13 protein-coding genes are annotated in these 12956 nt (G+C 69.2%); 8 read left to right on the top strand and 5 right to left on the bottom strand.

Annotated elements, in window-relative coordinates:
• Window positions 1-49: 49 nt before the first annotated feature.
• From ABE483_RS07925 to rnfB, 6 genes are all read left to right on the top strand, one after another.
• Window positions 50-1096, top strand: coding sequence for a serine hydrolase domain-containing protein (locus tag ABE483_RS07925; protein ID WP_346481493.1), 1047 nt, complete (start codon window positions 50-52; stop codon window positions 1094-1096).
• Window positions 1093-1512, top strand: coding sequence for a VOC family protein (locus ABE483_RS07920; RefSeq protein ID WP_313212532.1), 420 nt, complete (start codon window positions 1093-1095; stop codon window positions 1510-1512). The genes ABE483_RS07925 and ABE483_RS07920 overlap by 4 nt, the downstream gene beginning before the upstream one ends.
• A gap of 101 nt (window positions 1513-1613) precedes the next feature.
• Window positions 1614-2057, top strand: a complete 444-nt coding sequence (locus ABE483_RS07915) for a DUF2147 domain-containing protein (RefSeq protein WP_121038630.1) — start codon at window positions 1614-1616, stop codon at window positions 2055-2057.
• Window positions 2058-2155: 98 nt separating this feature from the next.
• Window positions 2156-4234, top strand: a complete 2079-nt coding sequence (gene metG / locus ABE483_RS07910) for a methionine--tRNA ligase (protein WP_346481470.1) — start codon at window positions 2156-2158, stop codon at window positions 4232-4234.
• Between the two features lie 60 nt (window positions 4235-4294).
• Window positions 4295-4936 (top strand): HAD family hydrolase, encoded by a 642-nt coding sequence (locus tag ABE483_RS07905; RefSeq protein ID WP_346466022.1) that lies wholly within the window; start codon window positions 4295-4297, stop codon window positions 4934-4936.
• A gap of 28 nt (window positions 4937-4964) precedes the next feature.
• Window positions 4965-5384, top strand: a complete 420-nt coding sequence (gene rnfB / locus ABE483_RS07900) for an Rnf electron transport complex subunit RnfB (protein ID WP_313219047.1) — start codon at window positions 4965-4967, stop codon at window positions 5382-5384.
• 146 nt (window positions 5385-5530) lie between these two features.
• Here rnfB and ABE483_RS07895 read toward each other — a convergent pair whose 3' ends face one another.
• Entirely contained in the window at window positions 5531-5878 is a 348-nt protein-coding gene (locus ABE483_RS07895; protein ID WP_121038644.1) for a RidA family protein, read from the bottom strand.
• A 193-nt stretch (window positions 5879-6071) separates the two neighbouring features.
• On the opposite strand from ABE483_RS07895, the gene mprF reads away from it, so the two are divergent.
• Window positions 6072-8636, top strand: coding sequence for a bifunctional lysylphosphatidylglycerol flippase/synthetase MprF (gene mprF, locus ABE483_RS07890; protein WP_313219049.1), 2565 nt, complete (start codon window positions 6072-6074; stop codon window positions 8634-8636).
• Window positions 8637-8663: 27 nt separating this feature from the next.
• On the opposite strand, the gene ABE483_RS07885 is transcribed toward mprF, so the two are convergent.
• The 4 genes from ABE483_RS07885 to ABE483_RS07870 all read right to left on the bottom strand — a co-directional run bounded on the left by ABE483_RS07885 (window position 8664) and on the right by ABE483_RS07870 (window position 11583).
• Complete coding sequence (locus ABE483_RS07885; RefSeq protein WP_346481469.1) at window positions 8664-10010, bottom strand: AcvB/VirJ family lysyl-phosphatidylglycerol hydrolase; 1347 nt, start codon at window positions 10008-10010, stop codon at window positions 8664-8666.
• Between the two features lie 78 nt (window positions 10011-10088).
• Window positions 10089-10736 (bottom strand): DUF998 domain-containing protein, encoded by a 648-nt coding sequence (locus ABE483_RS07880; protein WP_346481468.1) that lies wholly within the window; start codon window positions 10734-10736, stop codon window positions 10089-10091.
• Between the two features lie 14 nt (window positions 10737-10750).
• Window positions 10751-10930, bottom strand: a complete 180-nt coding sequence (locus tag ABE483_RS07875; protein WP_313219053.1) for an oxidoreductase-like domain-containing protein — start codon at window positions 10928-10930, stop codon at window positions 10751-10753.
• A gap of 47 nt (window positions 10931-10977) precedes the next feature.
• The gene (locus ABE483_RS07870) at window positions 10978-11583 is read right to left on the bottom strand and encodes a hypothetical protein (RefSeq protein ID WP_313219055.1); all 606 of its coding nucleotides are present in this window, start codon (window positions 11581-11583) and stop codon (window positions 10978-10980) included.
• A gap of 230 nt (window positions 11584-11813) precedes the next feature.
• Here ABE483_RS07870 and ABE483_RS07865 point away from each other — a divergent pair, with 230 nt between their 5' ends.
• Window positions 11814-12950, top strand: a complete 1137-nt coding sequence (locus ABE483_RS07865) for a tetratricopeptide repeat protein (RefSeq protein ID WP_346481467.1) — start codon at window positions 11814-11816, stop codon at window positions 12948-12950.
• Window positions 12951-12956 lie beyond the last annotated feature (6 nt).

Here is a 12956-nt window from a genome sequence, read left to right as displayed (position 1 = left end):
GAAACCGAGCATGCACATCGTCCGGCATCTGCGTGTGTGGATCAGCGCGATGTGCATCGCCGGGAGCGGTAGCGGCGCCGTCATCGCAGCGCCGGTGCTGACGCCCCCGGATCCGGGCATCGATGCGCTGATGCAGCGCTACGATGGTCAGGTCCCCGGCGCCGCGGTGCTGGTCCTGCACGACGGCCAGCCGGTGTTCCGGCGCGGCTACGGCCTGGCGGTGCTGGAAGACCGGACCGCGGTGACCGCGCAGACCAATTTCCGCCTGGCCTCGGTCAGCAAGCAGTTCACCGCCGCGGCGATCCTGCTGCTGGCCGAAGACGGCGCGCTGAGCCTGGATGATCCACTCAAGCGCTGGCTGCCCTCGTTGCCCGCAGCCGCCGATGCCATCACCCTGCGCCAGCTGCTCAGCCACACCAGCGGCCTGCTCGACTACGAAGACCTGATGGCCGCCGACGCGACCGCGCAGGTGCATGACCCGGATGTGCTGCATCTGCTGGAGGGTCAGGACCGGACGTACTTCACGCCCGGCACGGCCTACCGCTACAGCAACAGCGGCTACGCGCTGCTGGCGCTGGTGGTCGGCAAGGCCTCCGGCAGCGATTTCGCGACCTTCCTGCACCAGCGGATTTTCCTGCCGCTGGGCATGCGCGACAGCGTGGCCCATCAGGACGGCGTGGACGATATCGCGCGCCGCGCCTATGGGTACAGCGAGCGCGACGGGCGCTGGCAGCGTACCGACCAAAGCCCGACCAGCGCGGTGCTCGGCGATGGTGGGGTGTATTCCTCACTGGATGACCTGGCGCGCTGGGATGCGGCGCTGTATGACCAGCGCCTGCTGAAGTCGACATCGTTGAAGCAGATGTTCTCCCCTGCCACTCCCACCGCCGAACCGGATGTGCCGTTCTACGGTTTCGGCTGGCGGCTCAACGGTGGCGCGCAGTGGCACAGCGGCGAGAGCATCGGCTTCCGCAACGTGATCCTGCGCTATCCGGCGCAGCGCCTCACCGTGATCGTACTCAGCAACCGCAACGCCCCCGAACCCTATCCGCTGGCGCTGCAGATCGCCCGGCGCTGGCTGGACACCGTGCAATGAACGCTTCTGACGCCTCCCCACTGATCGGCATCCACCACGTGGCCCTGATCTGCGCCGATTACGTCCGCTCCAGAGATTTCTACACCCGCGTGCTCGGCCTGCAGGTGATCGCCGAGAACCATCGCGCGGCGCGCGACTCCTGGAAGCTCGATCTGGCCCTGCCCGATGGCAGCCAGCTGGAGCTGTTCTCGTTCCCGGGCGCGCCCACACGGCCCAGCCGCCCCGAGGCGCAGGGCCTGCGCCACCTGGCCTTCCGCGTGCACACGCTGGAGCCCATGATCGCCCGCCTGACCGCGGCCGGGGTGGCCTGCGAACCGATCCGGGTGGACGAATACACCGGCCGCCGCTTCACCTTCTTCGCCGACCCGGACGACCTGCCGCTGGAGCTGTACGAGATCCCGGCCGACGCCGGCTGAACCGTGCGCCGGGCACGTTCCGTACCGGAGCGAATGGGTATACAGTCGGCCTTGTACCGGCCGCCTGCGCCGGCGTTCACGGACATCCCTGGGAGGGGAACATGCGCAAGACCTTCAAGACCCTGTTGCTGGCGCTGCCGCTGATGATGGCCGCGATGTCGGCCAGCGCCGCCGACGGCGCCGTCGGCCGCTGGAAGACCATCGACGACAAGACCGGCAAGGTGAAGTCGATCGTAGAGATCACCCAGGCCACCAACGGCACGCTGACCGGCAAGGTCGTGGACATCCTGCACTCGGACAAGGGCCCGAATCCGGTCTGCGACGGCTGCGAGGGCGCCAACAAGAACAAGCCGGTCAAGGGCATGACCATCCTGTGGAACCTCAAGGCCGACGGCACCAACGCCTGGTCCGGCGGCACCATCCTGGATCCGGGCAACGGCAAGACCTACAAGTCCAAGATGAAGCTGCAGACCGGCGGCGCCAAGCTCGACGTGTCCGGCTGCGTGGCCTTCATCTGCCGCGCCCAGACCTGGGTGCGCGAGTAAGCCCGGCGCTGCTTTTGACCCCCCGTAACCCGGCTTCGGCCGGGTTACTGCGTTTTGGCGTGCGATAATCCCCGGTTCCCCTGGCAACAGCGCTCATCATGACCCGCACCGCTCTCGTCACCACCGCCCTGCCCTACGCCAACGGCCCGCTGCACCTGGGCCACCTGGTCGGCTACATCCAGGCTGACATCTGGGTGCGCGCGCGTCGAATGAGCGGCGGCAAGACCTGGTTCGTCTGCGCCGATGACACCCATGGCACCCCGATCATGCTTGCGGCCGAGAAGGCCGGCGTGACCCCGGAGGCCTTCATCGCCAACATCCAGGCCAGCCACGAGCGTGATTTCGCCGCGTTCGGCGTGGCGTTCGATCATTACGACTCGACCAACTCGGCGGCCAACAAGGCGCTGACCGAAGCCTTCTACCTCAAGCTCGAGGCCGAAGGGCACATCGCGCGCCGCTCCGTGGCCCAGTTCTACGACCCGGCCAAGGGCATGTTCCTGCCGGACCGCTACATCAAGGGCATCTGCCCGAACTGTGGCACGCCGGATCAGTACGGTGACAACTGCGAGGTCTGCGGCGCCACCTACAGCCCGACCGACCTGAAGGATCCCAAATCGGTGATCTCCGGCGCCACGCCGGAAATCCGCGATTCGGAGCATTTCTTCTTCGAGGTCGGCCGCTTCGAAGGCTTCCTGCGCGAGTGGCTGGCCGGCGACGTCGCCCTGCCGGGCGTGAAGGCCAAGCTGGGTGAGTGGCTCAACGCCGAGGGTGGCCTGCGCGCGTGGGACATCTCGCGCGATGCGCCGTACTTCGGCTTCCAGATTCCGGGTCACCCGGGCAAGTACTTCTACGTGTGGCTGGATGCGCCGATCGGCTACCTCTCCAGCTTCCAGGCGCTGTGCGCGAAGACCGGCGAAGATTTCGACGCGCACCTGCGCGCCGGCACCAGCACCGAGCTGCACCACTTCATCGGCAAGGACATCGTGAACTTCCACGGCCTGTTCTGGCCGGCGGTGCTGCACGGCACCGGCCACCGCGCCCCGACCCGCCTGCACGTCAACGGCTACCTGACCGTGGATGGCGCCAAGATGTCCAAGTCGCGCGGCACCTTCGTGATGGCCCGCACCTTCCTGGATGCCGGGCTGGAACCGGAAGCGCTGCGCTATTACTTCGCGGCCAAGTCCTCCGGCGGCGTGGACGACCTCGACCTGAACCTGGGCGATTTCATCGCGCGCGTCAACGCGGATCTGGTCGGCAAGTTCGTCAACTTGGCCAGCCGCTGCGCCGGCTTCATCAGCAAGCGCTTCGAGGGCCGCCTGGCCGCCGAGCTGCCCGATGCCGCCCAGTACGACCGTTTCGTCGCCGCGCTGGCGCCGATCCGCGAGGCGTACGAGCGCAACGATCCGGCCAGTGCACTGCGCCAGACCATGGCGCTGGCCGACGAAGCCAACCGCTATATCGACGATGAAAAGCCGTGGGTGATCGCCAAGCAGGACGGCGCCGACGCGCAGCTGCAATCGGTCTGCACCCAGGGGCTGAACCTGTTCCGCGTGCTGGTCACCGCACTCAAGCCGGTGCTGCCGGCCACCGCCGCGCAGGCCGAGGCCTTCCTGGCCGCGCCCGTGCACGCCTGGACCGACATCGCCGCCCCGCTGACCGCGCACACCATCGCGGTGTACGCGCCCCTGTTCACCCGTATCGACCCGAAAAAAATCGACGCCATGACCGACGCATCCAAGGACACCCTGCAGGCCGCCACCCCGGCCCCCGCCGCCCCGGCCAAACCGGCCAAGCCCGCTGCCGCACCGGCGCCGGTCGCGGCGGCCGATGGCGAGGCCGCACCGGCCTACATCGGCATCGACGACTTCGCCAAGCTGGATCTGCGCATCGGCAAGGTGCTGGTCTGCGAATTCGTGGAAGGCTCGGACAAGCTGCTGCGCTTCGAACTCGACGCGGGTGACCTGGGCAAGCGCCAGATCTTCTCCGGCATCCGCGCCAGCTACGGCGAGCCGGCGCAGCTGGTCGGCCGCAGCGTGGTCTTCATCGCCAACCTGGCCCCGCGCAAGATGCGCTTCGGCCTGAGCGAAGGCATGATCCTGTCGGCCGGTTTCGACGGCGGCGCGCTGGCCCTGCTGGACGCCGACAGCGCCGCGTTGCCGGGCATGCCGGTCCGCTGATCGCTGCGGCAGGGCGGCCATCGGGTCGCCCTGCCACGCTCGTCTGCCTGGAGGTGTGGGTTGGAACTGGCGCTGTTCGATTTCGACCACACGGTCACCACCTGCGATACCTACGGGCGTTTCCTGCGCCGCGTGGCCACACCGGAGCAACTCGCGCAGGCGTGGTGGAAGGTCGGTCCGTGGCTGCTGGCCTATCGCCTCAAGCTGATCTCCGCGCAACGCATCCGCGCCCGCGTCACCCGCCTGACCTTCACCGACCGCCATCTGGAGGACATCACCGCGCAGGCCGCCGGCTACGCGCGCGATGTGCTGCCCGGGGTGATGCGGACGGAGATGCTCGAACAGATCCACTGGCATCTCAAACAACAGCACACCGTGGTGATCGTGTCCGGCTCGCTGGACCTGTACCTGCGCCCGTGGTGCGAGGCGATGGGGCTGGACCTGATCTGCAACCGGTTGGAGAGCCGCGACGGACGCCTCACCGGGCGCTACGCCGAGGGCGACTGCGCGCCGCACAAGGTGGAGCACATCCGCCGGCGTTACGACCTCGCGCGCTACCTGCGCATCCACGCCTACGGCGACAGCGGCGAAGACCGCCCGATGCTCGCGCTCGCCCACGAGCGCTGGTATCGCGGCAAGCCCATGACGCCGCGTCGGAATCCACCGGCGCCCCTCCCACCGGCCCGGAACAGCCGGGCCTGATGCCCCAACGCGCAGCCACCGCCACGCCATGAGCCTCCCCATCGATACCCTCACCGAACGCCTCGACCGCCTCCTGCCACAGACCCAATGTGGGCAGTGCGGCTACGACGGCTGCCGCCCGTATGCCGAGGCGATGGCACGCGGCGAGGCGGGCATCGATCACTGCCCGCCGGGCGGTGATGCCGGCGCGCGCGCCCTGGCCAACGTCCTGGGTGTGCCGGCGCTGCCATTCGACCGCACGCGCGGTGCACACAAGGCGCCGCAGGTTGCGGTGGTGATCGAAGCCGACTGCATCGGCTGCACCAAGTGCATCCAGGCCTGCCCGGTCGATGCGATCGTCGGCGGCGCCAAGTTCATGCACACCGTCATCGCCGATCTGTGCACGGGCTGCGAGCTGTGCATCCCGCCGTGCCCGGTGGACTGCATCGAGCTGGTCCGCGCGCCCTGACTCTCGCGCCGGGCGCCGGGCGCCGGGCGCCATGCGCCATGCGCCATGCGCCATGCGCCATGCGCCATGCGCCTCGCGGTAGCGGCAGGGTCTGGGCGCACGGCGATGCGTCGATCACCATGGCGCCCAGCGGTTCCGCGGTGCGCTTACGGCAATGCCGCCGTCACCACGATCTCCACTTTCCAGCTCGCATCCGCCAGCTTGGCTTCCACCGTGGCGCGGGCGGGGGTCATGCCGGCCACCACCCACTCATCCCACGCGGCATTCATGCCGGCGAAATCGTTGATGTCGGCGAGGAAGATTTCCGCGCGCAGGATGTGCTGCTTGTCACTGGCCACCAGCGCCAGCAGCTTGTCGATCTCTTCCAGCACCTGACGGGTCTGGCCGGTGATGTCCTGGCTGGTGTCTTCGGGGATCTGCCCGGACAGATAGGCGACCTTGTTGTGCACGGTCATTTCGGACATGCGCGGACCAACGTCGAAACGTTCCAACATGGCGATTACTCCTCTGGATGAAACCGCATTGTCACCGATGCGGCGTGCGCCTGCCCGGCCCGGTGCGCAAAGCAGCCACAGCACGCACAGCGCACCCGCTTGGCAAGCGCCGGCATCAGGCGCACGATTTGCCGGTCAGGCGGCCACGCCTGTGTTGACTCTTTCATCGCCCACCCCGGAGCACGCTGTACCGATGACCGACACCGCCCCTGCTCCCACGCCGGCCCGCGCCCCCTGGCGCCGCGCCGCAACCGTCGTCATCCCGCTGGTGATCCTGGCCTTGGCCCTGCGTGGCCTGGCCAACGAATTCGATGAGCATGGCTACCGCGCGATCCGCGAGGCGTTCCGGCATCTGGGCGCCGGCCAGATCGCGTTGACCGTGCTGCTTGGCCTGGCCAGTTATGCCTGCCTGATCGGCTTCGATGCGATCGGTCTGCGCCGCAGCGGCAAGCGCCTGCATCCGGCGCGGGTCGGCATCACCGCGTTCCTGGCGCATACGCTGGGGCAGACCCTGGGCTTTGCCGCCCTCACCGGCGGTGCCGTGCGCCTGCGTGGCTATGGCCGTGCCGGGCTGAGCCTGGGCGAGATCGGCCAGGTCGTGTTGATGAGCACACTGGGCTTCGTGTTCGGGGCGTGGCTGCTGCTGGCGTTGGCCTTCCTGCTTGAACCCGGCGCTGCCGCGCTGGCGCTGCCGATCCCGGTGCAGGCGGTGCGGGTCATCGGCGTTCTCGGCCTGCTGGCCTATGTCGGCACGGTGCTGCTGGTGGGGCGTGAAGGCCGCAGCTTCCAGATCCGCGGGCACGCCTTGTGGCTGCCCGACCGCCGCACCATGCTCGGTGTCACTGCGCTGAGCGTGGTCGAACTGGTGCTGGCCAGTGCGGCGTTCTATGTGCTGCTGCCGATGGATACGCCAACCGGCCTGCCCGGTTTCGTCGGGCTGTATCTGGTCGCGGTGCTGGCCGGCCTGATCTCCAGCGTGCCGGCCGGCCTGGGCGTGTTCGAGTGGAGCCTGCTCAAGCTGTTGCCGCAGGTCGCACCCGCTGCGGTGCTGGCGGCGGCGCTGATCTACCGCGTGACCTATTACGTGCTGCCGCTGCTGCTGGCGACGGTGCTGGCGGTCGCGCCGGCGCTGCGCCGCCCGCTGCGTGCCGGTGCCGGTGCCACCCGGGTCGGCTGGACCGCGCTGCGCCCGTGGCTGCCGCAGATCATCGCGCTGGCGGTGTTCAGCGTCGGCGCGGCACTGGTGATCGATGGCACCCTGCCGACGCCGCGCCGGCACCTGATCACCGCCTCGCTGCCGATCCTGGAAACCTCGCACCTGCTTGGCAGTCTGGCCGGTGTCGCGCTGCTGCTGATCGGCCAGGGCCTGCAGCGGCGCAGCCACGCCGCGTGGATGCTCGCGCTTGGAATCTGTGTGCTCTCGCCCTTGCCGATCTGGCTGCGCGGTGGGCAGGTGCTGATCGCGCTTTCAGCGCTGCTGGTGGCCGCCGCGCTGTGGGCCTCGCGCCGTGAGTTCTATCGCCAGGGCGCGTTGCTGGACGAGGCCTGGTCATGGCCGTGGATCCGCAACCTCGGGCTGGTGCTGGTCGCGGTGATCTGGCTGCTGTTCTTCGTCTACAGCCACGTGGAATACCAGAACGAGCTGTGGTGGCAGTTCGCGCTGCAGGGCAACGCGCCGCGTGCATTGCGTGCGTTGTTGCTGGTGGCGATCGCGCTGACCATCTTCGGCCTGGCGCGGTTGCTGCACAGCACGCGCAGCCCGTTGCCGGCCGCTGATGCGTCCACGCTGGACGCGCTCGCGCCGATCCTGGCAGCGGCCGAAGACACCCAGGCCTGCCTCGTGCTCACCGCGGACAAGGCGGTGCTGCGTGATGAGGCGCAACAAGGCTTCGTGATGATGCAGCGCTACGGCGGCTCGTTGATCGCGATGGGCGATCCGGTCGGCCCGCCCGACGTGGTACGTGCGCTGATCTGGCGCTTCCGTGAGGAAGCCGATCGGCTCGGCCTGCGCCCGGTGTTCTACCAGGTTGGTGAGGCGCACTGGCAGACCTATCTCGACCTGGGCCTGACCCTGGTCAAGCTTGGCGAAGAGGCGATGGTGCCGCTGCAGGCGTTCACGTTGGAGGGCCGCGATCGCGCGGACCTGCGCCAGGCCTGGAACCGCGGCAAGCGCGGTGGCTTGAGCTTCCGGGTTGCGCCGCCCGAGGAAGTCCCCGCGCTGCTGCCGGCACTATCGGTGGTCTCCCAGCAGTGGCTGGATGACAAGGCCGGCGATGAGAAGGGCTTTTCGCTGGGCAGTTTCGATCCGGCCTACCTGTCACGCTTTCCGGTCGCCCTGGTGGAAGCCGAAGGGCGCATCGTGGCCTTCGCCAATCTGTGGCAGGCGCCGGCGGGCAATGAGCTGTCGGTCGACCTGATGCGGCACGTCGATGATGCGCCCAAAGGCACGATGGATTTCCTGTTCATCGAGCTGTTCCTGTGGGGCCGCGAGCAGGGTTTCCACCGGTTCTCGCTGGGCATGGCACCGTTGTCCGGGCTGGCCCAACATCGCCTCGCCGGGCGCTGGAACCGCTTCGCCAACGTGGTCGCGCGGCATGGCGAACGCTTCTACGGCTTCAGCGGCCTGCGTCGTTTCAAGTCGAAGTTCGCCCCGGTCTGGCGCGCACGTTATCTGGCCGCGCCGGGCGGTGTGCACCTGCCCGCCGCCCTGCTCGATGCGACCCGGCTGATCTCACTGGACCCGCGCCGGCACGATTGAGCCTGTGCCGGCCGGGGCCGGCTACGCTCAGCGCGCCGGCAGATGCTGGACGATGGTGTCGGCGAGGCGGTCGTAATCGCCCTTGAAGTGATGGTCGCCGGGGAGCTTGATGACCTGCGCATTGCCGCCGACGGGAAGCGACGGGCACAGCGCGTCGCCATCGTCTTCGCCGTAGACGCACAACGTCTTGCCGGCGGGCAGCTTGGCCACCTCCGGCGCGATCGGCAGGCCATCGCCACCACCGCCGAGCCAGTTGCTGACATGGAACTCGTAGTCGGCGGTCTTGCCGACCGAGAGCAGCGCGATCATCGAGACCGATTCACGGGTAGCCGGTGACAGCTGGTTGATGGCCGCCGGCAGCACATCGGCGCCCTGCGAGAAACCGACCAGCACCACGTTGCGGCGCTGCCACTGGCGGCTGTAGTGCGTGGCGATGCGCTCCAGATCGCGGGCGAAGCCGTCGGGCGTGCGTGCGGTCCAGAAGTAGCGCAACGAATCCACCCCGACCACCGGCACCCCGGCCTCGCTCAGCGACGCGGCCACTTCCTTGTCCAACCCGGCCCAGCCGCCATCACCGGAGACGAAGATGGCGAAGGTGTCGCCCGGCTTGCTCGACGGCACATCGACCACCGGCAGGCCCTTGAGGTCATCCGGCGGCGGCGCCAGGCTGACGCCCTTCTGCGCGCCGATCACCTTGGCCGCGGCCAGCAGGCCGGGCAACGCGTCGCCCCGCGCGGTGCGCTCGAACTGGCGGCCCATGCCGACCTGGCGCACGAACGCAGCCGACTCGCCGGCCGGGCAATGCACATCGCCGGCGGCGTTCAACCAGGGGAAGTTCAGGTCGGCCGGCTGCAGGCGGCCGTGGCTGCTGCCGGCGCCGCAGACCTTGCGCTCGCGCACGCCCGACGGGCAGAAGCCGGTGGTGAGCAGCCCGGCGAACACCTGGGTATCGGCCTGGGCGGCCACCGCGTAGGCCAGCGCCGCGCCCTCGCCATCCCCGCCGATCAGCGGCAGGTGATAGCCCGGCACGTGCAGATAGGCCTGGAACCAGCGGGAGAAATTCTCCACATCGCCGGCACCGAAGGCGCAATCACCGCTCTTCTCGCGGGCCAGCACCTGGCGCAGGTGCGCGACATCGACCTGGGCGACCAGGGCGCCCTCCGCACGCAAGGCATCGATGCGCTGCTGGCTGTCGGCATGGCTGGCGCTACCGTCAAACCACACCACCACCCGTTGCGGGCGACCGTCGGGCAGGTACACCGGCACGTTCTCGAAACGCCCGTGACTGAGCTGCTGCGGCGGCGCGGCCAGCGCCTGTCCGGACATCCCCGCCAGCACCACCCCCAGCATCATCCCCCAACCGGCTCGCCGCATCGTCGCGCATCCCATGACTAGTGCGCCAACGATACGCCCCTGCCCTGCCAAGGGCATGTACACAGCGTGGCCGGACGCTCAGCGCGCGTCGCGACGCGCCTGCCGCCACAGCTGCCAGGCCACCGAGACCAGCCACACCAGCACCACGGCAATCACCAGCTTCTGCCCAGCGCCGCGCGGTGGGCCGCGCCACAGCACGTGCAGCCACAGCAGCATGAAGCACAGCCAGGCCCACCACCAGGCCGGCCCGGCCCACGTGCGCCAGCGCGGATCGGCGCGCAGGTACCAGCTCTGCAGCAGCATCGCCACGCTCACGCACAGGAACGCGGTATTGGCCGACAGCCCGTGCACCAGCGGTGCCAGCAGCGGCGCGCGCTCGGGCAGCCAACTGTCGCCGATCGCCACCCCCATCAATCCCAGCGCGGCCACCCAGAACAGCAGCGGCGCGGCCGCACTGCGCCGGGGTGATCGGCTGTTGGCATGCAGCGCGACGGCCAGCAGCATGATCGCCAGCGCCAGCACACAGTAAGCCGTGCGCAGCGCCAGCCCCCAGGGGCCATGCAGGTACAGGCTCAGCGTGGCCTGCACCCAGTCCAGGTCATCGCGGGCCCATTGCGTCCACAACGCGATGGCCACGAACAGCGCCAGCGCCACCAGCGTGAGCAGGGCAACGCGTGCGTGCTGCTGCGCGGGCCAGCGGAAAGGGCGTGGCAGGGAAAGCGACATCGCAGTTCCTGGGGTCAGTCGGCGGCCTCGGGGTGGCGCTGCTTCCACGCGGCCAAGGCGGCGCGGTAGCGCTGCAGCTCATCGCTGTACAGATCCAGCACGCACAGCGGGCAGCCGCTGCCGCAGCACTCGTTGGGGCCGGGTTCTTCCGGCGGCTGCGGACGCGGATCGGGATCTGGAACGGATACGGACATGGCGACACACGTAGGGAAAACAGCGCGCACAGTGTAGCGGGCGTGGTTCAGCGCTCAACCCGCCGGCGCAGGTTGTCGCGCGCGGCCGCATCCAGCCGCTGGTGGAAGAAGTCGCTCAGGAAGATCCGCGGTTGCCCCAGCACCTGCTTGAGGAAGCGCCGACGGTTGAGCCGGAACAGGAAGCCCGGCACGTGCCCGGCATACTCCTCGGCGATCCCGCGGTCGTACGCATCGAACACCGCCGCCGGCGCCCCCAGAATGGCCATGTCGCAATCCAGGAACAGCGCCGCTTCCGGATCGACATCGCCGGGCGCGAGTTTGCTGTGGCGCGCGGTCAGTTCGATCAGCTCGACCACCCGCGTCGCATCGATCCCGGCCTCCGGCAGCCAGCGTGCGATGGCCTGGCGTGCCATCTCGGCCGAGCGCGCTTCGTTGTCGCCGCGGCCCGCATCGTAGATGGCGTCGTGATAGAGCGCGGCCAACTGCACCTCACGCGGCCGGAGCCAGCCCGGGCCAGCCTCGGCGACCGTGCGGCAGTGCTGCAGGACGGCCTGCACGTGCGACCAGTTGTGATACGCCCGCGGCGGCACGGCGTAGGCGGTTTCCAGCTCGGCAAGCTGCCCGGCGGGCAGCGGAATCGGTTCGACGTGCATGCACGCATGATTGGCCGTCGCAGCGACGCTGGCAAGCCGGGCGGTGGTTTTTTGACCACCCTCACAGAACCGTTGCCGCGCAGTGGGTGCGCCCGGTTATCCACATGTTTGTCGACCGCTGATCCACATCCCCTGTGGATGGCGCTATCCGCCGATGAACGGCATGCCAGCGCCCGACGACCCGCCTAGACTGGACCGGACGGACCCCAACGCCTCGCGAGGTGACGGCGATGACCGCATGCAGACTTTTCCTGATCGCGTGGATGGCCGTGGCCGCCGCGCCGGCCTGGGCGGCCGACACGGCGCCGCCGGCCGCAGCTGCGCCAAGCGCCACCGCACTGCCCACGCCGGCGCAGATCCTGGAGGTGCCCGCCCCGCTGCTCGCCCTGCTGCACGAACGGGTCATCGACCCGGGCTACTCGCGCGAGCGCCGCCTGCAGCGGCTGGCCGAGATGATCTTCGACGAACACGGGCTGCACCTGGCCTACGACCCCGACGCGACCCACACCATCACGGAAACGTGGCAGACGCGGCGCGCCAACTGCCTGTCCTTCACCCTGCTGTTCGTCACGCTGGCCAACCTCGCCGGCATCGATGCGCATGTCCAGGAAGTGGCGCAGGTGGTGAGCTGGTACCAGGCCTCCGGGGTGATCTACAGCGTGGGCCACGTCAATGCGGGCATCGTGCTGGACGGGCGCAGCGGCACGGTCGATCTGGACCACAGCGTGCTGTACGACCCCCTCGGCCCGCAGCGCATCACCCGGCAACGCACGCTGGCGCACTTCTACAACAACCGCGGGGCCGACCACATGGCCACCGGCGATACCGGGGGCGCCCGCGCCTACTTCCGGGCCGCGCTGGGCATGGCGCCGGACTTCGTGGCCGCCTGGAACAACCTGGGCGTTCTGGACGCGCGCATCGGCGCGCTGGACCAGGCCCGCAGGGACTATGAAACCGCCCTGCGCCTGCAACCCCGGCATGGCGCCAGCCTGAGCAATGCCAGCGCGCTGTACCGGCGCATGGGCGACACCCACCAGGCCGGCCTGCTGGCCAGCCGGCTGGCGCGCGTACAGCGCAACGATCCCTTCGCCCAGTACATGTTCGGCGCGCAGGCCGAGCAGCGCCGGGACTACGCCGCGGCGGTGCGTTTCTACCGCCGGGCCGTGCGTCTCTACGAGACCGCCCATCCCTTCCACTTCGCGCTGGCCCGGAGCTACTTCCTGGCCGGCGATGCGCGCCGGGCCTCGATCGAAATGCAGCGCGCGCGGGATCTGGCCGGCGAAAACGGCGACGCCCTCAGATCCCGCTACCAGGCCAAGCTGGACAGCCTGCAGCGCTGGCGCCAGCGCGGCACCAACGCCAACTGAGCCGGC

Origin of the sequence: Stenotrophomonas sp. TWI602 (assembly GCF_039674045.1) — a bacterium.
GTDB lineage: Bacteria > Pseudomonadota > Gammaproteobacteria > Xanthomonadales > Xanthomonadaceae > Stenotrophomonas.
This window is presented reverse-complemented; position numbering and strand designations above follow the sequence as displayed.